25 protein-coding genes, 4 tRNA genes and 1 pseudogene are annotated in these 23,229 nt (G+C 46.2%); 20 read left to right on the top strand and 10 right to left on the bottom strand.

Features of this window, described 5'->3' with window-relative positions; genetic code table 11:
• From KCO92_RS03020 to rplI, 8 genes are read right to left on the bottom strand one after another with little or no spacing between them, the layout of a single operon-like run.
• A complete protein-coding gene (locus KCO92_RS03020) occupies positions 1 to 726 on the bottom strand; it encodes an META domain-containing protein (RefSeq protein WP_233709751.1) in 726 nt (241 codons plus the stop codon).
• Between the two features lie 23 nt (positions 727 to 749).
• Positions 750 to 1,544 (bottom strand): tryptophan synthase subunit alpha, encoded by a 795-nt coding sequence (trpA, locus tag KCO92_RS03025; protein ID WP_104695620.1) that lies wholly within the window; start codon positions 1,542 to 1,544, stop codon positions 750 to 752.
• The gene (trpB, locus tag KCO92_RS03030; protein WP_104695621.1) at positions 1,541 to 2,725 is read right to left on the bottom strand and encodes a tryptophan synthase subunit beta; all 1,185 of its coding nucleotides are present in this window, start codon (positions 2,723 to 2,725) and stop codon (positions 1,541 to 1,543) included. Before trpB ends, trpA begins: the two co-directional genes overlap by 4 nt.
• A gap of 52 nt (positions 2,726 to 2,777) precedes the next feature.
• Positions 2,778 to 3,785, bottom strand: coding sequence for a L,D-transpeptidase Cds6 family protein (locus tag KCO92_RS03035; protein ID WP_199766023.1), 1,008 nt, complete (start codon positions 3,783 to 3,785; stop codon positions 2,778 to 2,780).
• Positions 3,786 to 3,817: 32 nt separating this feature from the next.
• The gene (gene era / locus KCO92_RS03040) at positions 3,818 to 4,714 is read right to left on the bottom strand and encodes a GTPase Era (RefSeq protein ID WP_199766174.1); all 897 of its coding nucleotides are present in this window, start codon (positions 4,712 to 4,714) and stop codon (positions 3,818 to 3,820) included.
• On the bottom strand, positions 4,711 to 6,027 hold the full coding sequence (hslU, locus tag KCO92_RS03045) for an ATP-dependent protease ATPase subunit HslU (RefSeq protein ID WP_199766175.1): 1,317 nt from the start codon (positions 6,025 to 6,027) through the stop codon (positions 4,711 to 4,713). Before hslU ends, era begins: the two co-directional genes overlap by 4 nt.
• Positions 6,028 to 6,050: 23 nt before the next feature.
• A complete protein-coding gene (gene hslV / locus KCO92_RS03050; RefSeq protein WP_104695624.1) occupies positions 6,051 to 6,593 on the bottom strand; it encodes an ATP-dependent protease subunit HslV in 543 nt (180 codons plus the stop codon).
• A gap of 3 nt (positions 6,594 to 6,596) precedes the next feature.
• Positions 6,597 to 7,043: a 50S ribosomal protein L9 gene (gene rplI, locus KCO92_RS03055; protein WP_104695625.1), complete on the bottom strand. Its 447-nt coding sequence runs from the start codon at positions 7,041 to 7,043 to the stop codon at positions 6,597 to 6,599.
• Positions 7,044 to 7,152: 109 nt separating this feature from the next.
• Between rplI and KCO92_RS03060 the strand changes: the two genes are divergently transcribed.
• The 14 genes from KCO92_RS03060 (at position 7,153) to KCO92_RS03125 (ending at position 16,890) form a co-directional block, all read left to right on the top strand.
• A complete protein-coding gene (locus KCO92_RS03060) occupies positions 7,153 to 8,019 on the top strand; it encodes a class 1 fructose-bisphosphatase (protein WP_233709750.1) in 867 nt (288 codons plus the stop codon).
• Between the two features lie 8 nt (positions 8,020 to 8,027).
• The gene (locus KCO92_RS03065; protein WP_104695626.1) at positions 8,028 to 8,213 is read left to right on the top strand and encodes a hypothetical protein; all 186 of its coding nucleotides are present in this window, start codon (positions 8,028 to 8,030) and stop codon (positions 8,211 to 8,213) included.
• Between the two features lie 8 nt (positions 8,214 to 8,221).
• Positions 8,222 to 8,887 carry an outer membrane protein gene (locus KCO92_RS03070; protein WP_104695627.1) on the top strand — a complete coding sequence of 222 codons (666 nt, stop codon included), beginning with the start codon at positions 8,222 to 8,224 and terminating at the stop codon, positions 8,885 to 8,887.
• Between the two features lie 76 nt (positions 8,888 to 8,963).
• Entirely contained in the window at positions 8,964 to 9,980 is a 1,017-nt protein-coding gene (locus KCO92_RS03075) for an ABC transporter permease (protein WP_104695648.1), read from the top strand.
• Positions 9,981 to 9,984: 4 nt separating this feature from the next.
• Positions 9,985 to 11,541, top strand: a complete 1,557-nt coding sequence (locus KCO92_RS03080; protein WP_411710052.1) for a dipeptide ABC transporter ATP-binding protein — start codon at positions 9,985 to 9,987, stop codon at positions 11,539 to 11,541.
• Positions 11,542 to 11,554: 13 nt separating this feature from the next.
• Positions 11,555 to 11,629 (top strand) — tRNA-Gly (locus KCO92_RS03085).
• Between the two features lie 24 nt (positions 11,630 to 11,653).
• On the top strand, positions 11,654 to 11,965 hold the full coding sequence (locus KCO92_RS03090; RefSeq protein ID WP_104695629.1) for a TRL-like family protein: 312 nt from the start codon (positions 11,654 to 11,656) through the stop codon (positions 11,963 to 11,965).
• A gap of 35 nt (positions 11,966 to 12,000) precedes the next feature.
• Positions 12,001 to 12,087, top strand: a tRNA-Leu gene (locus tag KCO92_RS03095).
• Position 12,088: 1 nt separating this feature from the next.
• Positions 12,089 to 12,163, top strand: a tRNA-Cys gene (locus tag KCO92_RS03100).
• A 30-nt stretch (positions 12,164 to 12,193) separates the two neighbouring features.
• Positions 12,194 to 12,281, top strand: a tRNA-Ser gene (locus tag KCO92_RS03105).
• 20 nt (positions 12,282 to 12,301) lie between these two features.
• On the top strand, positions 12,302 to 13,810 hold the full coding sequence (locus tag KCO92_RS03110; RefSeq protein WP_104695630.1) for a Na+/H+ antiporter NhaC family protein: 1,509 nt from the start codon (positions 12,302 to 12,304) through the stop codon (positions 13,808 to 13,810).
• Positions 13,811 to 13,953: 143 nt separating this feature from the next.
• Positions 13,954 to 15,000 carry an alcohol dehydrogenase AdhP gene (gene adhP / locus KCO92_RS03115; RefSeq protein ID WP_104695631.1) on the top strand — a complete coding sequence of 349 codons (1,047 nt, stop codon included), beginning with the start codon at positions 13,954 to 13,956 and terminating at the stop codon, positions 14,998 to 15,000.
• Positions 15,001 to 15,016: 16 nt separating this feature from the next.
• Positions 15,017 to 16,522, top strand: coding sequence for an aldehyde dehydrogenase family protein (locus KCO92_RS03120; RefSeq protein WP_104695632.1), 1,506 nt, complete (start codon positions 15,017 to 15,019; stop codon positions 16,520 to 16,522).
• On the top strand, positions 16,522 to 16,890 hold the full coding sequence (locus KCO92_RS03125; protein ID WP_104695633.1) for a DUF779 domain-containing protein: 369 nt from the start codon (positions 16,522 to 16,524) through the stop codon (positions 16,888 to 16,890). The genes KCO92_RS03120 and KCO92_RS03125 overlap by 1 nt, the downstream gene beginning before the upstream one ends.
• 175 nt (positions 16,891 to 17,065) lie before the next feature.
• Here the strand turns inward: KCO92_RS03125 and KCO92_RS03130 are convergent, their stop codons facing one another.
• Complete coding sequence (locus KCO92_RS03130) at positions 17,066 to 17,455, bottom strand: DUF1104 domain-containing protein (RefSeq protein ID WP_104695634.1); 390 nt, start codon at positions 17,453 to 17,455, stop codon at positions 17,066 to 17,068.
• Between the two features lie 36 nt (positions 17,456 to 17,491).
• Here KCO92_RS03130 and KCO92_RS03135 point away from each other — a divergent pair, with 36 nt between their 5' ends.
• Together KCO92_RS03135 and KCO92_RS03140 are read left to right on the top strand one after the other, a co-directional pair.
• Positions 17,492 to 17,686: a hypothetical protein gene (locus tag KCO92_RS03135; RefSeq protein WP_104695635.1), complete on the top strand. Its 195-nt coding sequence runs from the start codon at positions 17,492 to 17,494 to the stop codon at positions 17,684 to 17,686.
• Positions 17,687 to 18,566: 880 nt separating this feature from the next.
• A complete protein-coding gene (locus tag KCO92_RS03140; RefSeq protein ID WP_104695636.1) occupies positions 18,567 to 19,319 on the top strand; it encodes a hypothetical protein in 753 nt (250 codons plus the stop codon).
• On the opposite strand, the gene KCO92_RS03145 is transcribed toward KCO92_RS03140, so the two are convergent.
• Positions 19,307 to 20,608, bottom strand: a complete 1,302-nt coding sequence (locus KCO92_RS03145) for a tetratricopeptide repeat protein (RefSeq protein ID WP_104695637.1) — start codon at positions 20,606 to 20,608, stop codon at positions 19,307 to 19,309. The genes KCO92_RS03140 and KCO92_RS03145 overlap by 13 nt on opposite strands.
• 75 nt (positions 20,609 to 20,683) lie before the next feature.
• Between KCO92_RS03145 and KCO92_RS03150 the strand changes: the two genes are divergently transcribed.
• The 4 genes and pseudogenes from KCO92_RS03150 to KCO92_RS03165 form a co-directional block, all read left to right on the top strand.
• Positions 20,684 to 21,373 (top strand): hypothetical protein, encoded by a 690-nt coding sequence (locus KCO92_RS03150; protein ID WP_158653563.1) that lies wholly within the window; start codon positions 20,684 to 20,686, stop codon positions 21,371 to 21,373.
• A 12-nt stretch (positions 21,374 to 21,385) separates the two neighbouring features.
• Positions 21,386 to 22,276, top strand: coding sequence for a hypothetical protein (locus KCO92_RS03155; protein ID WP_104695639.1), 891 nt, complete (start codon positions 21,386 to 21,388; stop codon positions 22,274 to 22,276).
• A 10-nt stretch (positions 22,277 to 22,286) separates the two neighbouring features.
• Positions 22,287 to 22,967, top strand: coding sequence for a hypothetical protein (locus KCO92_RS03160; RefSeq protein ID WP_104695640.1), 681 nt, complete (start codon positions 22,287 to 22,289; stop codon positions 22,965 to 22,967).
• A gap of 13 nt (positions 22,968 to 22,980) precedes the next feature.
• Positions 22,981 to 23,229, top strand: a pseudogene (locus KCO92_RS03165) (hypothetical protein); the annotation flags it as partial.

Below are 23,229 nucleotides of genomic sequence, written 5' to 3' on the forward strand. Positions count from 1 at the left end.
CTAGTGCTGTAAATAAATCTGCATTTTTTGATTGTCTAAAATTAATGTATTCTTGCCCCGCGTGATGGTGAAGAGACCTTGTAGATGATCGTAAAAGGCCAGCTCAAAGGCCATTAATTTTTCATTCTTACACACACGGCGCGAGATTCCCTTATCTTCAATGCGTAAATGATCGTCATCACGGAAAGCATAACTGACAAAGTACTTGTTGCAATAAGCTGTCCCATAGGCGCGCAACTGCTTTTGATCAAATTCTATGCGGCCCATTGGACTGTTGGCAATCGCGCTGGAGAGTTTAGAATTAGCAGAGGTGTGGCGGCTACGCGCGATATCTTCTTGCAAACGCTGGATGTCATTTCTGATCATGGAGGCATCAGGGGGCAAGTCCTGCGCATTGAGGTTTTTTAGTTTAGCTTCCAACTCGGCTTTGAGCAAGTCTAATTTATTTTGGGGATTTGGGGTCGTTGTCGGGGAATTTGGAGGGGTAGATTGGGCTGGAGGAGGGGGAGTTGCTTGAGGGGTGAGCGCTTCTAAAATCAGATCATTTAAATTAAAGCTTTGTCCATCCATCACCACCCGCACGATGCGGTAATGGTTGTAACTAAAATCCTTACTAAAAAAACGCACTAAGAAACACCCGCTCAAAAATAAGGCGACCAGGCACAGCCCCACGCCCAAGCGCGCCCACCCAATCCCCGCTTTAATAGCACCCCTATTTTCTTGCACTCCATCCCTTTATGCGGTAAAATCTAATTATAGCACAAGCCCACCTGCATGTCCTGTACAAACGCGCCCAAGCGCGCCAACATGTGTGTAGGATTTTCTAGGTGTGTTTCTATGAGATTCACCACAGCAGAGCCCACAATGACTCCACCGGCCCCCATTTGTAAAGCTTGTTGGGCGTGTTCAGACTTCGAAATACCAAAACCTAGTAAGCAAGGAGTTTGTGTGAGAGTTTTTAGATCATTGATCAAGTTATGGGTCTGGGGGCTGATACTGGCATGGGTGCCTGTTACCCCCGTACGTGTCAGGACATAGATATATGCAGTGCTCGAGCGCGCGATGTGCTCTAAAGTTGGTGGACGCGCATTGGGGCTGGCGATAAAGACAGGGGCAATGCAGTGTTTATGCGCGCTGTGCACATACGCATCGCTCTCACACATGGGCACATCGGCAACTAATACACTATCTACACCACTCTGTGCGCAGGCGTGGTAAAAATCCTCTATCCCAAAGCGGTGTACTAGATTAGCATAGAGCAAGAGTCCTATGGGAATACGAGCATTATAGGCGCGTACTTTCTCCAACAAGGCAAAATTGGCGCGCATATTGATAGGATTTTGCAATGCCCTGAGATGACTTTTTTGAATGGTGGGTCCATCGGCAATAGGGTCTGAAAAGGCAAATCCTAGTTCTAACGCGTCAACTCCCGCATCAATTAAGGTTTTGATGATCTCAAAACTCATCTCATAGGAGGGATCACCCAATGTAACAAAGGGCACAAACACTCCCTTGTTTTCTCGGAATATTTTCTGATATCTCATGAGTTTGCCTTGAGCGCGTCTTGCACACTTGCTAGGTCCTTATCTCCCCGTCCACTTAGATTCACTACAATCAAAGTTTCCTGGGTACACTCGCGCGCCATTTTAAGCGCGTAGGCTAGAGCGTGTGCACTTTCTAAAGCAGGAATAATTCCCTCTTTTTGACACAAGAGCGCAAAGGCCTCTAAAGCCTCTTGATCGCTCACAGCTACATAGTGCGCTGCTCCACTTGCTTTCAGATAGCTATGCTCTGGGCCCACGCCCGGATAATCTAGGCCTGCTGAAAGACTATGACTTTCTTGAATTTGCCCCTGATCATCTTGTAAAATGTAAGTCCTGCACCCATGCAAGATGCCAACACCCCCTTTGCACAATACTGCGCCGTGTTTAGGGGTATCTAGTCCCAAACCTGCGGGTTCTACGCCTATAAGTTGCACCTGTGGAGTGTCTAAAAAAGCTGAAAACATGCCAATGGCATTAGAACCCCCGCCCACGCATGCAAGTACCATGTCGGGCAATCTGCCCTCTTTATCTAAAATCTGGGTCTTTGTTTCTGCGCCAATCATACTTTGAAAATGTTTCACCATGCGCGGATAGGGGTGAGGCCCCGCAGCTGTGCCTAGCAGATAATGGGTAGTGGCATACGAACCAGACCAATCGCGCAGAGCCTGGTTAATCGCGTCTTTAAGGGTCGCACTCCCGCTATCAACCCCCACGACCTCAGCTCCCATCAAGCGCATGCGAAAAACATTGGGCGCTTGGCGTTGCATATCCTTCTCTCCCATATAGATCACGCATTCCAGTCCTAAGAGAGCGCAGGCAATAGCAGTGGCTACCCCATGCTGGCCTGCACCTGTTTCGGCAATCACACGTGTTTTACCCATTCGTTTGGCGAGCAAGGCCTGCCCCAAAGCCTGATTAGTCTTGTGTGCCCCGCCATGGATTAAATCCTCACGCTTTAAATACATTTTTACTTTGGGATTAGGGCAAAAGTTTTTGACCAAAGTGAGCGGGCTTGGCCGCCCTACAAAGTCACGCAAGAGCGCATTAAAATCATCTTGAAATGCACTATCTGGCAAGCACGCTATAAAGGCCTCTTCTAATTCTTGCAATGCGGGCACTAGAATCTCGGGCACAAAACAGCCCCCAAACTCCCCAAAATACGCCTGTTTCTCTGTTTGCATACGCAACCCTCTTGCTGAAATAACCCCTCAGTATCAAGTTAGCAAAATGGTATCATTTCTCCGTGAGAATTTGCATCTTATGACCCTTGAGCTCTACATAGAGTTCTTTTGGACCATCAGAGGCATAGGTAAGCTTTTTATTTTTATATGCCTTATAGTCTTGGTTAAAAGCGATTCTGAAAAGCCGCTTATGGTTCGCATTGGGATAAGGGGTGATATTAATCCCCGAGAAACGCACGGTCTTGGCCTCATTTTTGGCAAACACTTGGGTCTTGAATTTCTCATATGTCTTGAAATCCATGCCATTGGCATGCCTAAAATCGGGGGCGTAAAAATTCATATAACCTACTAGATCGTTATTTGCCCATGCGCTACGCCAGGTGTAAAGAGCACTCAGAAGGTGTGCAAGTTCATCCTTGGTGGCGTATTTGAGCTCGCCCTCATACACGAGGAGTAAAGCCTTTTTTCCCTTGACACGCTCTCCATAATCCTTAAGCATGGCATTTTCGATTGCAACACAGCCCTTGGTGTTAAGATCGTCGCGATTCCCATTGAGAGGCAAACCATGAATCCAAATCCCATGACCTGTGCGTTTGAGCGCCATGTCAAACGGGTTAGGGTAATTGGTTTCCAACGCAAAGGGTCCATAGTAGGCATTCAAGCCAGTGAGCTTTTTAAGGATACGATACACCCCAATAGGTGTCGCCTTGTCCCCCTCACTCTTTTTTTCTCCAGCCTTAGGCCCTACTAAGGCTTTGCTCTCATTCACTTTAACAATTTTCTCCCCTTCCAAAGCGTAGAGAATGAGTTTTGGATCTGCCTTGTTAATCACAAACAAATAATCCAAGTTTTCGTAATAACCAAAGCTAATATCGCGGTTTTCCAAAGCATCTTCCCAAAATTCTCGTTGGGTTAAATAGGACTGCAAGAGTCGCTCAATGGAGTCGATTCCCTTTTCTTGGTAGGCTTTCACAAACCCCATCAGGGTGTCTGCGTGCAGGCCCATCATGCCCATCAACACAGACGACAACGCCCCCAAGCACATCTTTTTTACGCGCATCAAACACCTCTTACAAATCACAAAGTCTACTTTCATTCTAGCATATAGCCCATTTTTTTCAGCTGATCTAGCTCCTGACTCCAATTTTTACGCACCACCACCTCCAAGCGTAAAAACACCTTCTTGCCCCCAAAGGCCTGCATCTGTAAACGGGCTTGTTTGCCGATCTTTTTGATTACCCACGCGCCCTTGCCCACCACCATTTTTTGTTGACTCTCTTTTTCTACAATAATCTGTGCGTGGATGCGATCGATATGCGCATCTTCTACGAAGCGCACAATGCACACATCGCTCGCATAGGGAATCTCTTCGCTCAAATGCGCGAAAACTTGTTCACGAATCATCTCCTGATAAATCTCTTTTGTCTGTGCATCGCTGATAAGCTCAGGATCATAGTAGAAAGGGGCAATGGGCAGGAGCTTGGCAATCTCTTGTAGCAAGATGTCTAAATTTTTACATTTGGTCGCGCTCAAGGGCACTAGAGCGTTGAATGTGGAGTTATAGGCCTGATAAGGCTGTATTTTGGCCAGCAATTGAGCATGTGTGAGAGTATCAATTTTATTGAGTGCAACAATGTGGGGCTTGTCGCCACAGAGGACTAAAAAATCTTGGTAGGCTTGTAAACCCTCATGCACGCTGGTTACAAATACGCAAAGATCACATGTTTGCAGGGCGCGCGCACTCTCTGCTTGCATAGCCCGATCTAAGAGTTTTTGAGGGGTGGTAAGCCCGGGCGTGTCCAAAAAGATCATCTGACATGCCACACCTTGCGCGTCGCTAAAGGGCACAATGGCTTTTAAAGCCCTGCGTGTGGCGTTGGCCTTGTGCGAAACAAGGGCGATTTTCTCCCGCAAAAGCGCGTTAAGCAAAGTGCTCTTGCCCGCATTAGGTCGCCCAAGCAGGGCGATAAAACCAGCCTTAGTCATCAGAGAATAAAGCGGGCTAAATCCACATTTTCTACGAGATTTTGAAGCTTCTCACTCACCTGCTCTTTAGTCATGGTTACACTCTGCCCCTTATAAGCAGACGCGTTAAAGCTAATGTCTTCTAGTACCTTTTCGATGGTGGTGTGTAGGCGGCGCGCGCCGATGTCCTCCGTGCTTTGGTTAGCTAAAAAAGAAAGTCTGGCCAACTCTCTGAGGGCCTCAGGCTCAAAGACGAGCTCCACACCCTCTACGGCTAGAAGGGCTTGATACTGCTTGATAATAGAACTCTTGGTGCGTGTGAGAATAGCATACATGATCTCCTCAGAGAGACTCTCCAATTCCACGCGCAGGGGGAAACGCCCCTGTAACTCGGGGATGAGATCGCTAGGCTTACTCAAGTGAAACGCCCCTGCAGCAATAAAGAGAATGTGATCGGTTGCCACAGGGCCGTATTTAGTGTTGATCACACTGCCCTCCACAATGGGCAAGAGATCGCGTTGCACCCCTTCTTTACTGGGGTCCTGCCTACTCCCCTCCTTAACCCCTACGGCAATCTTATCGATCTCATCGATAAAGATCACTCCTGATTGAGCGGCGCGTTGCACACCCTCCATTTGCACCCGTTCCATGTCTAAGATTGTCTGTGAAACATCATGGCGCAAGGCTTCCTTAGCCTCCTTGATGGTCATCTCCTTGCTCACCTTTTCGCCTTCTCTGTTGAGCACCTTGATGATACTCTCTTGCACCTTGATGATCTCAGGAGGGACATTGAAATCTCCCTCCAAATGTTTCTTATGCAATTCGATCTCAATCTTAACATGATCTAGGACTGTGCCCCTGACCTTTTCTTTTGTTTTTTCAAAATTGATCGCATATTCTTCTTTTTTAGCATCACTCACGCCGTTGGGCAGGGCAGGCAGCAATTTCTTAGTGATTGTTTCTACAATGAGCTCTTCAATCTTTTCCTTATTCTTTTCCTTTTGCTCACTCTCTACCAAATTAATGCTAGTTGCCACTAAATCGCGCACCATCGATTCCACATCGCGCCCCACAAACCCCACCTCTGTATACTTGCTAGCTTCCACTTTGATAAAGGGCAAGCCCATCATCTTGGCCATGCGCCTTGCAATCTCGGTTTTACCCACTCCCGTTGAACCAATCATTAAAATATTCTTAGGTGTCACCTCTTCTTGGAGTTCCTTACTCAGCTGTAGACGCCGCCAGCGATTACGCAGAGCAATGGCAATCATCTTTTTAGCGTCCTGTTGCTCAATGATATAATCATCTAAGTAAGTCACAATCTCTTGAGGGGTCATATTCAATTTATCAGTATCCATCCTCAAAGCTCCAAGATTTTGATGTGTTCATTGGTATAAATGCACAAATTGCCCGCGATTTTAAGCGATTCTTCCACGAGAGTTCTAGGAGGCAGGGTAGCAAACTTGTCCAGCGCGCGCGCCGCACTCAAGGCATAATTCCCCCCACTTCCAATGGCGGCAATCTTACTATCCTCAGGTTCGACTACATCCCCCGTCCCGCTCAAGATAAAAATGGATTGTTTGTTAAGCACGATCATCATCGCCTCTAAGCGGCGCAGAAACTTATCCTTACGCCACTCCTTGCTAAAATCTACCACGCTTTTAAACAAATCCCCCTTTTTACCCTCTAAAATGCGCTCAAACATGTCAAATAAAGTGAAAGCATCTGCCGTGCTCCCTGCAAATCCACTCAAAATCTGTCCATGGTGCAAGGTGCGGATTTTAGTGGCGTTCCCTTTAAGCACACAATTCCCAAAGCTCACCTGTCCATCACCCCCGATGATGGCATAATCTTTGCCTTCAAAATGCGTTTTATATCCTAAAATCGTGGTCGCGTGGAACATGCCCTACTCAGCCACCACATCAATCTTAAGCACTCCAGTGATGCCATGCCCTAGTTTAACATCAATCTCATAAATACCTGTGCTTTTGATGGGGGTTTTCAAATCTAAACTCTTTTTATCCAGCTCCAAAGGGTGCTTGGCGTGCAGGGCTTCTACTACTTCCTCTTTAGTGATCGAGCCAAATAATGCCCCATTGGCCCCAACCTTCTTGATAATTTGCAAAGTAATGCCTTCGAGTTTTTGGGCAATTTCTTGCTTGGTAGCGAGTTCTTGTGCTTCTAATTCCGCGCGTTTTTTCTGCAACGCTTTGTACTTATTGAGGGCTTCTTTAGTAGCAAGTTGGGCGAGTTTTTTGGCAATGAGAAAATTATTTCCATAGCCATCTTTGACCTCACACACATCGCCCGCCTTGCCTAAGTTCTTGACATCTTGTAGCAATAACACTTTCATAGAGACACTCCTTATGACGCTAAAAGCCCCCATTCTAGCCCGTTTAAGTTTAAGATAGCTTAAATCTATACACTTCCATGCTACAATGAAGCTTTGTAAAAGGAGTTTGATGGATAGAATGGCAGAAGGTCTATTTGTAGAGGCATTGCAAAATATAGGCGTGGAGGTGTACAAAACCCTTAAAACTAGCGATGCCCAATACACAAACCAACTTAACCCGACTGCAGATATGCAACTTGACCTAGATGTCAAGGTAGATACCTTGATCTTTGAGGCGTGCTTGAGGCTTGAGCATGTTGTAGGAGTGATGAGTGAGGAGCGCTCAGAAGCGCACTACAAAGGGGGGCAGCAGGGGTTTTTAGTGGCTTTTGACCCCTTGGATGGCTCTAGTGTAGTGGGGGCTAATTTTCTAGTGGGTAGCATTTTTGGGATTTATGCCAGCACTCCTGAGGGTTTTGCCAACAAGCAAATTGCTAAAAATCTGGTCATGGGGGCTTATCTGCTCTATGGGGCTAAGCTTGAACTGGTGGTGGCAACGCAGACCCAAGTGGTACATTATCTTTACCACGAAGCGCAAGGCACATGGGTAAATAAGGGCACAATGCACTTGCAAGATCGAGGGAAGAGTATCGCACCTGGAGGGAGTTGGCAGTATTTTAGCCCAGAGTATCGGGCGTTTTTAGATCGCTTTTTTGCTCAAGGGTATCGTCTGCGCTATAGCGGTAGCATGGTCGCTGATGTGCACCATCTCCTGCACAAGGAGGGAGGGATTTTCTGTTACCCAGCCACACAGGACGCGCCTAAGGGCAAATTACGCAAACTCTTTGAGGTCTATCCCCTAGCTTTTATGGTGGAGAGAGCGGGAGGGAATGCCCTAGATGGGCATGGCAAGCGCCTTTTAGAGACAGAATTAGAGAGTTTGCATGACAAGAGTTCCTGCTTTTTAGGGTCTAAGGTTGAAATGCAAACCCTTTAGGAGTTTGGATGGAAGATAATTTTGAGCAGGCGTTGCAATCCCACCTTCAAGAGGTACTGGCCTGCCAAAAGCGCAAGGGTGTGGGGTCATGTTTGCAGTGTGGTGTCGTGCTTACATGCAAGCAGCGCCAAGCCTATGTCCAGAGTGTTTACATGAGCATGAACAAAGGGCAGCAGGGCAGTTTCGAGTTTTAGGAGAGCGCATGAATTGTCGGTTATTGAGAGCTGTTGTCGTATTAGTTGGTCTAACAGGAGGGCTTCATGCAGAAAAAGATGGATTTTACGCGAGCACGGGGTTTCAATACAGCCTGGTTAAAACAACCATCACGGGGAGTTTTGGAGTTCCAGAAGGTTGGGGCATTAGTGCAGGGCAGAGCAATATGTATGGTTTGACACTCCAGGGTGGCTATAAGTATTTCTTTGGGAAAGGGGAAAGGCGTAATGGCGTGCGGGGCTATGCGTTCTACAGCTATGGCTATGATAACCCCACTTTTAATGGCATTCGTCTTAATAATAATGTCTATGGTGTGGGTGCAGACTACCTCTTTGATTTCCTAGACAATGTGCGCATCCAAGCGGGCTTTTTTATAGGGTTGGGCTTTGCAGGGAGCTCATGGAGCACCAACCGAGCGGATGCTTTTAAGGCCCTATTGCGTTACCCCAACACCGCTATGAACACCAGTTACTTCCAAGTTCCCATGCAATGGGGTTTGCGCGTGAACATGCACAAGCATCATGGGTTTGAAATGGGGGTAAAAATCCCTTTGGTGCGCAATTACTATTTTAAGACCCTCGTGAATGGAGGTGTGAGCGGTCTCACTTTCCAGAGAAGTGCGGTCTTTTTTACCCACTATGTCTATAATTTTTAGAGATGGGCATGCCTCTTGCTTGGCTTTAGTAAGCGCGGTAATTTTTAGACATTCCATAAGTGATTAAGGGGCTATTGTGGTAGATGTGCATGCGAGGCGCTGGCGGGCGTTTAAAGACAACAGACGGGCGTTGTGGGCACTCATTATTTTCATCGTTCTCTTTGTGCTCTGCTTAGGGGCGGAATTGTGGGTGAATGACAAGCCCCTATTTATCTATAAAGACCACAAAGCCTACTTCCCTATTTTTAAAGATTATCCAGAAACCACCTTTGGGGGGGATTTTTACACCAGCGCGGATTACAACGATCCTTATGTCAAAAATCATTTGCTCAAAGATGCTTTTGTGATCCGCCCCCTCATTCCCTATTCCTATGACACTATTGTGATGGATTTAAAGCAGAGCGCACCCACGCCCCCTAGCTGGGAACATTGGCTGGGCACAGATGATCAAGCCCGCGATGTGTTGGCGAGATTAGTCTATGGGTATCGGGTTTCCATTCTCTTTGCACTCTTGCTGAGTGCCTTTAGCGTGGTGGTGGGGGTGGCTGTGGGGGCATTGCAGGGCTATTATGGCGGACTCTTAGACCTCTTGGGGCAACGCTTCATTGAGATTTGGAGTGGGATTCCCATGCTCTTTTTGCTCATCATTCTCTCTAGCATGTTCACCCCCAGCTTTTGGTGGCTTTTACTCTTGGTACTAGCCTTTTCTTGGATGGGTTTAGCCCAAGTGGTGCGCACAGAGTTTTTAAGAGGGCGCAACATGGACTATGTCAGGGCTTCTTATGCGCTAGGGGTAAGCGATGCGCGCGTGATCTTTTACCACATCTTACCCAATGCGATGGTGGCCACTACAACCTATATCCCCTTTATCATGGCTGGGAGTATCGGAGCGTTGGCGAGCCTCGATTTCTTGGGTTTTGGCATGCCCATTGGGAGCGCGTCCTTAGGAGAGCTTTTAGAGCAGGGCAAAAACAATCTCTACGCCCCGCATTTGGCCCTTGTAGGCTTTTTTGCCATCGCGCTATTGTTATCCATCTTGGTTTTCATTGGGGAAGGAGTGAGAGATGCCTTTGATGCCACCAACTTCAAATAAACCTTTGCTACGCCTAGATCGCGTGCATGCAAAGGTGGGAGAAGATTTTTTGCTCAAAGACATTAATTTGAGCGTAGAGCCAGGGCAGAGGGTAGCCTTAGTGGGGGAGAGTGGGAGCGGGAAGAGTTCACTTGCCCGCCTCATTTTGCAGCTTGTGCCCTTTGTGCGCCCTTTAAGCGGGAAAGTTCTCTTTGAAAATACCGACCTGCTCACCCTCAAACCCACTGCCCTGCGCAATATTCGGGGCAAGGATATCGCCTACATCGCCCAAGAGCCCCTAAGTGCGCTCAACCCCCTACACAAGATCAAAACCCAAATTACCGAGAGTTTGCGCCTACATAAAACCTATCCCAAACAAGAATTTACTACGCGTCTTGAGGAAGTGATGAATCAGGTAGGCTTAGGGCTGGATTTGTTAGAACGCTACCCCTACCAACTTAGCGGGGGGCAAAACCAGCGTGTGGCGATTGCCATGAGCATTATCAACCGCCCCAAACTTCTAATTTGCGACGAGCCCACCACTGCCCTAGACGCGCAAGTGCAATTACAAATTTTAGAACTACTCAAAACTCTAAGCGTGCAAAACCAAATGGCGATCTTGCTTATCAGCCATGATCTAGGCGCGGTGCAATGGTTAGCTGAGTATGTTTATGTCTTGCAAGGGGGGCAATTATGCGAGCATAACGATCTCAATACCCTATTTACCTGCCCTACTCATCCCACCACCCAAATGCTCTTAGAAGCCCGCCACCTGCTACGCAAAAAAAGCTTAGAACAAGGGGAAGAAACCCTAAGATTGCAAAATTTTGGAGTGCATTATGTGCAAAAACGCTTTTTGGGAGCTCATAAGGTGCGCGTTGCTATCCAGGGGGTGAATTTAAACCTGCATGCTAGGCAGACTCTAGGGATCATCGGAGAGTCTGGCAGTGGAAAAAGCTCGCTAGCTTTAGGAATTTTAAAACTCATCGCCTCCGTGGGCGAGCAATTTGTGCTAGGCCAAAGCGTGCACCAGCTCAATCGCAAGACCTTTAAACCTTTTAGAAAATCTCTACAAATGGTATTTCAAAATCCCTATGCCTCGCTAAATCCACGCTGGAGCGTGCAAGAGATTTTGCTAGAAGCCTTTCATGGGGCAGGCATTAAGGGGAGTGTGGAGGTGGCCCAAAAGAGTTTAGAGGCGGTGGGCTTGGAAGCCAAACATTTAACATACTACCCCTTTGAGCTCAGTGGTGGGCAACGCCAGAGGGTAGCCATCGCGCGTGCGATTATTGTGCACCCGCAGGTGGTTGTGATGGATGAACCTACTTCCGCACTGGACAAGAGTATGCAAAAGGTGGTATTGGGCTTGCTACTAGAGCTACAAGAAAAGCTTAATCTGAGCTATCTGTTTATCAGTCATGATTTAGATGTAATTGAAAGCATTTGCGACTCTGTTTTGGTAGTAGAAAAGGGGCAGGTGATAGAGAGTGGGAGTGTGGCGGATGTCTTTAATGCGCCAAAACATCCTTATACTAAGAGACTTTTAGAAACGCGGCTTGACTTTTTAGATAAGTCCTGCTAAAATTGCGGTTTTTGCGGGAATAGCTCAGTGGTAGAGCACGACCTTGCCAAGGTCGGGGCCGCGGGTTCGATCCCCGTTTCCCGCTCCATTTTTGATTTTAGAGAGGCAATTGATGTTGCGTGTGGCTAAGCTTGCGGGTGTGGGTGCGTGCGCGGGAATTTTGATGGCGGGTTGTGCGTCGCCTTTTCCTGTGGGTAACCTTTTTACAGGTGTTAAGCTTCCAGTTTCAGGCAATGGTGAATCTGGATCTAAAACCGGTGAAGCCAGTTGCGGTAGTATCCTTGGCCTCTTCGCTTTCGGTGATTGTTCTGTAGAAAAAGCGGCTAAAGAAGGTGGCATTAAAACCATTAAGTCAGTGGATCGTAAAGTTTTCAATGTAATTGGGCTTTATGGCCACTACACGACTATTGTAAAGGGCGATTAAACACCCTTTAAACACCGTTGCAACGGCGTTTGCACGCCCAGGTGGTGGAATAGGTAGACACAAGGGACTTAAAATCCCTCGGTAGCAATACCGTGCCGGTTCAAGTCCGGCTTTGGGCACCATGGCGACATAGCCAAGTGGTAAGGCATGGGTCTGCAAAACCTTGATTCCCCGGTTCGAATCCGGGTGTCGCCTCCAGATTTACCACGCTAATTTTTGCATTTGTCGCGGGAGATGGCTGAGTGGTTGAAAGCGGCGGTCTTGAAAACCGTTGAGGGTCACACCTCCGGGGGTTCGAATCCCTCTCTCCCGGCCAGCTTCTATTGATAGGCATCCATGGGTCATTCCGTCCTTAGTCTCTCTGTTCCCCTGTTTGTTATTTTCATGGTAATCTTTACTAAACGCGTCGCACTCTCGCTTTTCAGTGGCATGGTGCTGAGCGCACTGCTCATGACAAATGGGCATTTGTGGGATATTGTCCTCTACATTTACCACAAAATTGGTGCTGTTTTTTATCACACCACGCCCCAGGGCGTGCAAGCGAATTTGAACAGTCTATTCGTCTTTGGTTTTCTAATTATCCTAGGTATTTTAAGCCAGATTATCGCTGCCTCTGGGGCGATCAATTCCTTTGTGCAACGGGCTAGAACCTATGTTAAAAGCGCGCGCCAATCAGAGGGTATCGCCCTCTTTGCGGGCCTAGTAATTTTTATTGATGACTATTTTAATGCGCTCATTGTGGGCCAAATTAGCAAGTCTCTCAACGATGCCCATCAAAGTAGTCGGGAGCGTTTGGCTTATATCATCGACTCCACCTCTGCGCCCGTGTGCTTACTAGTGCCCATCTCTAGTTGGGGGGCTTATATCGTGGGGGTGATGCAAAATGAGGGTTCACCCTTGCTCAAAGATAGCTTTGCACTGCTCTTGAGTAGTATTGGATGCAATTACTACGCATGGTTTGCCATTTTCGCCGTGTTTTTGACCATTGTGTGGCAAATTAACTTGCCTGCCATGCAGAAATATCAAAATGTTGGTGTAAAAGATTTTCAAAAGTTTGATCTAGCAAAGCGCACGCAAAATGCCCCCATCTCCGTATTACTCCTGAGTATCATCACACTCATCATGAGCATTACAACCCTGATTATCTACACGGGATATAGTGCCAGCGATCACAAGGATTTATTGAGCATTTTTCAAAATACAGACACCGCCTTTGCCCTCTTTTTTGGTGGTCTTTTTTCTCTAGGATCTGGGGCGATCTTGGCATATCGATATTTACCCAAAAAAGCTTTTCCTTCCCTCTTCATCAAGGGTTTTAAGAGTATGATTGGGGCAATCTGGGTTTTAATCTTGGCGTGGGCTATTGGGCCGATGATTCGCGATGATTTACAAACAGGACTGTATTTAGCTAGTTTAATCCAGCATTTTCAAGGGGTGTTTTTGCTCATGCCCTTGCTTTTATTTCTCATCTCAGGTTTCATCGCTTTTAGCACGGGTACAAGTTGGGGAGCGTTTGCGATCATGTTGCCCATTGGAGCAGGAATGGTGAGTGTGGTGGGGGGGGATATTGTGCTGGTTGTTGCCGCAATCTTGAGCGGAGCGGTTTATGGCGATCACGCCTCCCCTATTTCTGACACAACCATTCTCTCTGCTACTGGGGCTGGTTGCTCTGTGCAGAGTCATTTTTTAACCCAGTTGCCCTATGCCACTCTCACAGCCGGATGTGCGATGATAGCCTTCTTGGTGGCCTCACTCACTCTCTCCAAAGCAATAGGGTTTTTAGTAGGTTTGGGATTGCTCATGGGACTTTTCTATTTTCTCAGGTGCGCCCACTCCACGCGTTAAATAACTTCCTACGCACACGATTTGGAATTACAATTTGTAACGACAAGCGGGTATTTTTTTCGCTTGGCAATCTTTGTTTACTGATAGTGTTAACTAGACTAGATACAACATTTTCACATTGGGAATATAACTAAGGAGCGATTATGAGCAAAAAGATGAAGGCCGCGGTGGTCAAACAATTTGGAGGTCCCCTCTTTGTAGAAGAAGTAGATGTCCCAAAAGTTGGAGAGGGGGGTGTGCTGGTCAAGATTGAGGCGTGTGGGGTCTGCCATACCGATCTGCATGCTATAGATGGAGATTGGCCCGTTAAACCAAAATTGCCTCTCATCCCCGGGCATGAAGGTGTGGGTTATGTGGTAGAGGTAGGCAAGGGTGTCAAGCATATTAAGGAAGGCGATGCGGTGGGCATTCCCTGGCTTTATAGCGCATGCGGGCATTGCACCCACTGTATGGCTGGCTGGGAGACTCTGTGTGAAAAACAAGACAATGCGGGGTATTCTGTCAATGGTGGGTATGCGGAATACGCTTTGGCTGACGCTAACTATGTTGGTGTGCTCAAAAAAGACACTAACTTTTTAAACATCGCTCCCATTTTGTGCGCTGGGGTTACGGTGTATAAGGGACTTAAAATGACAGACACCAAGCCCGGGCAGTGGGTTACCATCTCTGGCATTGGCGGACTGGGGCATTTAGCCGTGCAATATGCCAAAGCGATGGGCTTGAATGTAGCTGCGGTGGATGTTTCTGATGACAAGCTAGAGTTAGCCAAAAAATACGGGGCTAGCGTGGTGGCTAATGCTAAAGATCTAGGCGAACAGGGCACGATTGATAAAATCGTAAAAGAAACAGAAGGGGGCACACATGGGGTTTTGGTAACCGCTGTGCACCCTGTAGCCTTTAAACAAGCTCTGGGTTTTGTGCGCCGTGGGGGGACCGTGGCGATGAATGGGCTACCTCCGGGTGATTTTCCCGTGAATATCTTTAATCTCATTTTAAATGGTATCACTCTGCGTGGCTCCATTGTGGGCACACGCTTAGATCTGCAAGAAGCCATTAACTTTGCTGAGGAACAGAAGGTCAAAGCCCATGTGGCTCCTGCCAAGCTTGAAGACATCAATGCCATTTTTGATCGCATGAAAAAAGGCGCGATCGATGGGCGTATGGTGCTAGATTTTCGCCATGGACATTAATTTAAGGAGAAGATGTATGAGTATTTACAAAGACAGTAAGCAAATTTTCAAGCCCCGTTATGAAAACTACATTGGCGGGGAGTGGGTCAAACCTGTAAAGGGACAATACAAATCCAATAAGAGCCCCATCGATGGAGAAGTGCTCTGTGAAGTGCCCCTATCCTCTGCGGAGGACATTGAAAAGGCTTTGGATGCCGCCCACAAGGCTAAGGACGCATGGGCAGCCACCCCTGTGGATGCTAGGGCACGCGTGTTATTCCAGATTGCTGATAGAATGGAAGCCAACTTAGAAAAGCTTGCGTATGCGGAAACTTGGGACAATGGCAAACCCATTAGAGAGACACTGAACGCGGATATTCCCCTAGCCATTGATCATTTCCGCTATTTTGCCAGCTGTATCCGTGCCCAAGAGGGAGGTATTAGCGACATCAATCCGGAACTCGTGGCCTACCATTTTCACGAACCTTTGGGTGTAGTGGGGCAGATTATCCCTTGGAACTTCCCCTTGTTGATGGCCGCTTGGAAGTTTGCCCCTGCTCTAGCTGCAGGCAATGCTTTGGTGCTCAAACCCGCTTCAGCCACGCCCGCTAGTCTGTTGGTGCTTTTAGAGATTGTTGGGGATTTGCTCCCCGCTGGGGTAGTCAATGTAGTCAATGGGAGCGGAGGGCAGATTGGCAAACATCTCGCCACCAGCCCCAAAATTTCCAAAGTCGCTTTCACCGGCTCGACAGCTGTAGGAAGGCAGATCATGCAATTTGCTACCGAAAATATCATCCCCTGCACGCTTGAGCTGGGGGGCAAGAGTCCCAATATTTTCTTCCCGGATATTTACGAGCACGAAGATGCGTTTTTAGACAAGGCCATTGAGGGCTTGGTGCTCTTTGCACTCAATCAAGGGGAGGTGTGCACCTGCCCCTCGCGCGCTTTAGTGCATGAAAAGATCTATGACTCTTTTATTCAAAAGGTCTTAGAACGGGTCAAAGCGATCAAAGTGGGTAATCCGCTCGAGCTAGACACCATGATGGGTGCACAAGTGGATGAAAACCAAGTTAACACTATCTTAAACTATATGCAAGTGGCCAAAGAGGAGGGTGCAGAGTGCCTCATTGGTGGGGGTAAAAACCACATCAAGGGGCTAGAAAATGGTTGTTACATCCAGCCCACCATCTACAAGGGGCATAATAAAATGCGCATCTTCCAAGAAGAGATTTTTGGCCCCGTCTTAGCCCTGACTACCTTTAAAGATGAAAAAGAAGCTTTAGAAATTGCTAATGATACCATGTTTGGCTTGGGCGCAGCGGTGTGGACAAGGGACATCAACCGCGCTTATCATTTTGGGCGCGCGATCAAAGCCGGGCGTGTGTGGACTAACTGCTACCACCTCTATCCCGCCCACGCCGCCTTTGGGGGTTATAAGCAAAGTGGAATTGGGCGCGAGGGGCATAAAATGATGCTCGAACACTACCAACAGACTAAAAATATTTTGGTCAGCTACAGCCCCAATAAGCTAGGATTCTTCTAATGCCTGAGCGCGTAATAGCCACCCCACAAGCCCGCGATTTTATCGCACAGCTTAAAATTGCTCATCCGGGGGGTTTTATTTTCTACCACTCCTGTGGGTGCTGTGAGGGGAGTGTGGTGTATGCCTATGCTAAAGAGGATTTTAAGCTTGGGCAAAATGATGTGTGCTTGGGGGAGGTGGAAGGGGTGGGCTTCTACCTGCACACCAAACAACAAGAATATCAAGGGCATACCCAGCTCATTTTAGATGTGCAGGATATTGAAGGGAGCGAATTTTCTCTAGCCTATGGCACGGGTAAAAGCTTTAATCTCAAAAGCCGCGTATTCACTCCCCAAGAGTTGACACAATTAGAAGCTCAAAGGGCCTAAATCTCTCTCAAGCCATGGGAATGCTTGGCCACATGCAAGTAAAAGGCACAATGTACAAGGGTTGGGGCGTCAACTCTTGGAGTGGAAACCACAAAAATCCCCTGCGAGATGGGTTTTGGATAATACCATAACTCTTAGGGGGAGTAGCTCCCAGTTTTCAGCTGTAGATGATGTATCAAATGGAGGCGGCGCACCAAACACGGCGCTCCTTACCCGTGCAGATATCTATGTTTAAACCCATCGCCTCAAGCTCTTTGGGGCTGTGTTTCTTTTTCATCTTAGCTAAATGCCTGCGTACCTGCTCGCGCATGTGGGAAAACTCTTTCCAACTCATCTTTTTTAAATTTGTTTGAGCGCTTTGGCTAAACGCCTCTTTAAACTCTTTCTGGTGCTCTTCATCAAGTGCCCTCAAGCGTTTCACCACTTCCATCCTGTAATTTAGAGCCTGACTAGCCGGAAGAGTGCCTGCGATTTTAATGAGCTGCTCATCGCTCAACTTAGTAAAATCCTGCCCCCAAGCCAGCCCCGTAGCCAAAGAAGCCAACATTAAGGCGCGTTTGTACATGTTCATCCTTTCAATGTATTGTCCAAACATTGTAACATGGATTGCGCGCATTGTAAATTTGAGCCTTTTTTAGAACCTTTAAGCTGCAATGCCCAGCAAAGAATCAAAATGGATAAAGAATGGGGTTATTGGCTTTATGTGCAAGGCGAAACTATCAAGTTTTTCCCCGACCTCTCTGAGGAAGACATCAATGCCTATTTTGCTATCAAACATCCTAAAACTCCTCAATAATTTACTCTGAGTTTAAAAATCCAAACTACACTAAAACCCATGAGAGATACACAAAAGACTTTTGCGAGGGTGTCAGTTTTTATCTTTAATCTATGCCTCTCTTGGCACAGCCTACACGCCTTAGAACCCAAAGAGGCGCAAGCGGTGGTGAAAAAATAGGTGGATGACTATTGGAAAGGATATTGGAGAGAACATGGGTATACAACTCAAGATCCCAATCTATGCACTTTTTTGATAACGCACAATGGGTAGCGACCATCCATGACAACATAAATTCACACACGGGGACAAAAATCTCCATGATAAACCCAATAAGACGGATTCCTATACTTTGATTTTTTATCAGGGTTGTACTGCGTTGAATTCCGCTAGACCCGCTCCTGATGGTCTATACGCATGCGTGGGCATTTTACACAATGGGCAATTATCTAAGGGATGTTTCTCAGATGCAATTATATCCATTAAGGTTAAAAATAATCTCTTGGTTGTCTCGAAGGAAGCCGCAGACCTTGTAGACGATCACTACTACAAAGACCAATACGCTTTTAAAATGTTAAGTGGGCGTTTTACCTAAAAACTTATAGCACAAAGGTTTTTTTCTGCCACGACTCCGATCTACAAGGATACCCCTATGGAGATGCTAGCAAGGCAAGGAGGGGCTGGATGATTTCCTAGGAACATATGCAGACAACGGATACGGAGATTTTGGTAATGCTACGCTCTTGTATAAGTTAAGGCTTGCATGCTTTGCAAAAGGTAGGTGCAAGTTTCTCAATTTCAAGGCACTGCAAGAGGCATGCAAAAAGTATAGCTCAGATTCAGAGCGGGATCACTGCCTTTTTAGTGCCGACTAGAAGAACATGGACAAACAAGGAACAAAATGAAATTTCTCATCTTTTTACTATTAACCTTACTCTTAAATGCTACGGATAATACAGACGACGGCGAGATTGTTAGCGATGGGTCTTACAAAATTCTACATGCTAAAAACACAGAATACATTATCACTCAAGGCGATGTTTCTGACTCCAAAGTTTTAAAGGTCAATACAGATTTAAAGGACTCTCAAGGGCGTTCCTTTTGGGATAAGGTCTTTGTCTATAATCCTAAGGATTGCCAGAAACTCATAAAACTAAATCCTAATAACCCACAAGAAATGGAGGATTACCCGGGGTATTTTCTTTACTACAAGCCTACCTTATTGCTAGCAACTAGAGAAGGTCCTAACCCTGAATCTCCGGGTTTAGCGCGCGTCCTTGATGTCAAACTCAAAGACGATGTTTTTACCATAACACCCATTTTGCTATGGGAGTTCTTGAGTGCTTTAAAAGGCGATTTAGCAAAATCCCAACGGCTACACATTTGGTATAGTGATGATGATTGGTATCCGCCCAATCCACCCTTCAGCGGTTGGATGATCAGAAGACTTAAGTTTTTAGATGACCACACAGCCACTTATGCCCTAGATGCTAAGGGCAAGCATACAGACGATGTCTATCGCCCCTTTAAATACGCTAATAGCAAAACCATTCCCAACCTCCATATCTGCCCTTACAGCGCAAAAACGCTCTTAGAGACCATCCAAAAGCGACACCCAGAGTGGAAAAGCGATTCCTCACCTCACTCACAATAATCATCCAAGTCCTCTCCCACACACAGGATATCCCTCCCATGTCCCTCGTATGCGCGCGCTTTTTTGGTATCTTTTGGCACCCCTAAGCCTTTTTTATACAATTTTGCTAACGATAGATAACAATAGGCATTCCCCATATCTGTGCATTTTTTGTAGTAATGTGCTGCTTTTTTATAATCGCGTGGGATATGGGGAGCACTAGGGTCATTTTCATCCCTTTCCCAACCACCATAAAAATAAATGTCGCCAAGCATGCTATAACCATCCTCATCTCCCAAATCTCCTGCCAACTTTAAATACTCTATGCTCTTGTTAAGCAGTGTTCCCTCCATTTGTGCCAACTTGATATACCCCTGTGCGTCCCCTAACTCTCCTGCCTTTTTGTAATACTCCATCGCCTTATTCTCATCTACATACTTTCCCATGTTGGTGTAGGCATTGGCATTCCCCATAGCCGCCGCCTTTTTAAAATACTCCAACGCTTTATCCCTATTTTCTCGGGTAATCCTAGAGTCAAGATCAAATAGGATAGTCCCCGTGCTAAGATTGCTATGCTCATCTTGATAAATCAATCCCAGCTCATTATAGGCTTGGCTATCCCCCTTTGCCCCCGCTTTTTCTAGCACCGCTACTGCCTTAAGATAGTATTGCTTGGCTTTGTCAAAACTACGCTCAAACCCGAAATCGCCCGCAGCATGATAGTAGCCTAGTGTTGTGTAGGCACTAAAGTCGCCCATCTCCCCCGCCTTTTCAAGATAAGACGACCCCTTTTGAAAAATTTTTTGCTTGTATTGGACTTCTTGGGAGTATTGGCTAAAGTCTTTAAGACTGCAAGTATGGTTGCTCCATTGAACCCTAAGATAAAGCAACCCGACTCTTTCATAGATATCTGCCCTCTTTGGGCTCAACTCTAGGGCTTTGTCGGCATATGAAAGTGCTTTCTCGCAAGCAAAAGGCTCTCCCTTGGCATTTTTGGCTATTCTGCCATCTGCGACCATGTCTGCTAGCTCAAGATAGGCATCTGCTATCCCCATCTCTCCGGCTTTCTTAAAGTAGTTAAAGGCTTTTTTGCCCTTTATATCCATATCCACATATTGCCCATAGTAATACATCAAGCCCAAATGATAGAACGCCTGCGCCTCTCCTCTTTGCACCCCTTGTTTGTAAAGTCTAAAGGCTTTGGGGTAGTCTTTTCTCTTGTAAGCTGCCTCTGCTTGTTCTAAAAGTGTTGCCTGAGCGCCCAGCACACCCACCACTAAAAGCACCACGATAAGATATTTTCTTAACATTATCATCTCCTAATTGTTTGAGAATTAAACCAAAGGACTTAAACTTTTTAGATAACTACCATAGGTTTTAGAGTGATGAGATTAGTTAAAATTTGTCTTGTATGGGTGAGTTGGATCGCCCTAATTTACGCCCAAGAAGCCACACCCACTCAAATTGATTTCCCCGGACATGTCAATTCTGAGTGTGTTTTAAAATTTATCTCTTTAGTGGAGCATAGCGCTTTTAATTTTAAGCAGTGGGACAGCGAGCACAAGGGCATTAAATGGCTTAAAGGTCATATCTCCTATTACATAGACACATGGGATCAAGACCGCATCATGGCCAAATTGTATTTTAACTGGCAACAAGACCCCAAGCACCCCAAATTCTTAGGTACGGGCACAATAAGCTGGGCAAATTATGATCTTAAAACGCACACATTGCAAGATTTAAACGGGGTTAATCTCACCTTCCCTTTAAAATACGCAAACCAACTAGAAACATGTTTAAAATTCTGCGATGCTAGCCAAACTAAAGCCTTGCAAGCGCGCTTTAAAGATCAAAATCTTCACACCCACCCCCTAAAAACCATTAGTGGCAAGAATAGGGCGTATTTTTACTCTGCCCCTAATAAGCATTGCAAGATCAACAATCTCTTTTTAATCCCTAAAGATAGGGTATATCTTTTGCAACAACAAGGCGCATTTGCTTTTGTAGCTTTTAGGCGTAAAAATGGGGAGATTGTTAAGTTGTGGATCAAGAGCGATCGGTATGCTAAACCTTGAGATAGGAGTTTCATGAAAAATTTATTTTTAATGCTTAGTTTGTGCCTCTCTTGGCACAGTCTGCACGCCTTAGAACTCAAAGAGGCGCAAGTAATGGTGAAAAAATGGGTGGATGATTATTGGAAAGATTCGGATGGGATAAAAGGGGGATGTATCCATAATGAAGATAGCTTGCAGTGGAGCGAAGCGATCTATAATCAAGAAGATGCCCGCACATTAACCAAAACCCCCCATGACAAACCTAACAAGTCCAAAGCCTACACTTTGATTTTTTATCGGGGTTGTGCTTTATTTATGGGGGCTAGACCCTCTGATGGCGTGCACACATGCATGGGTATTTTGCATAAGGGGCAATTGTCTAAGGGGTTTTGCACCGACACACCCCTAGACATTGAGGTTAAAAATAATCTCTTGGTGATCTTGGCAAAATACCAAGAAGTTGAAATCGATGATCATTACTCCGCCGACCAATATGCCTTTGAAATGTTGCGGGGGCGTTTTTATCTACGCACTTATAGCAAACAAGTTTTTTCTTGCCACGATCCAGATAATGCGCATGGATGTCCCGATCCTGGTCTAACTTATCTCTACGATTTGGGAGGCGATCTGATGAAATTGCTTGGTAGCCATCTTTATTACAGCCAACCTAGGGACGATCCACAGGGCAAATTTAGAATTTCTATGCAAGATTTTTTATATTTTTGGGGCAAGGAGGGGCTAGATGATTATGTAGGAGGAGATAACGACTACATGGATTTTTTTGGCAGGGATGCACTCTTATATAGGCTAAGAAGCGCGTGTTTTAGGAGTCAAAAATGTCAGTTTCTTAATCCAAAAGCCTTATATGAGGTGTGCGATAAGAATATATACACACAAGGGCGTTGTTTGTATAGCACTGATTAGAGGAGGTTTTATGCGTTGGGTTTTATGGTGTTTGTTGGTGGTGCAGTTGGCTTTAGGCCAGCCCCCTCAAGCGTTTTTGCAGAAGTTTAACGCGCTTTATGGCTTGATGGTTAAAAACTATGAAGAGGGTTTGATCAATGGTCTAGGGGGTGTTAGGTTCATTTGTGATAATTCTAATCGCTACCAAAACTCTATGCGAAGGCATGCCATTGCTACCTTTGCTTTGGCACTGGACATGATGAATCAAGTGCCTTTATTGCAAACCTTTAAGCCTAGAACCCCCCAAGAAGCGCATTTATTAAGGACGATCAAGGTGTATGAAGCCATGCGAGTTTTGCTAGTCTTGAGTGAGAATATCCCCGACTCTGATTGTGCGGAGATTCTAGATGTTCCCTCTTTTGACACCACCACAAGCGCGCAGAGTTTTTTAAACTCATGGGATTTTGTCTATGCCCCTCTATTTAAAAAGCACCAAGAGGGCGTGGATATTCTAAAAATCTTAGAAAACTTGCCAAAAAGCCAACCCAATGACATAGAAGGGTCGCCTGATGATGACATGAGTTTTGATAGCAATGGGCAAAAAGCTTACCGCGCTTTTAGCCAAAAATTCTTAGGCGTGGATTTTAGCCAAAAGCCTGCAATTTTGCTAGATAACTACTATAAATCTTTGCCATCCATGCCAAGCAATTAAATGGAGGATTTAAATGACTCGCTTACTAGGTATTATTCTACTCATCAGTCCCCTATGGGCTGTCAGCGTTGATTTGGTCCAAGAAATGCAACAAGCCCGCGCGCTGATGGTTAAAATCTACCACCAAGCTTTCAAAGAGCGTTGCGATCGCATGGATAATGACATAGTCTATTCAAATGCCATGCAAAAAGGAGCACCAACCCTTGTCAAGCACCTAAAAGCCTTTGTCAATCACATCCCGCTTTTACAAGCCCTCACACCC

Source organism: Helicobacter salomonis (genome assembly GCF_017979425.1).
In the GTDB taxonomy this organism is placed as follows: domain Bacteria; phylum Campylobacterota; class Campylobacteria; order Campylobacterales; family Helicobacteraceae; genus Helicobacter; species Helicobacter salomonis.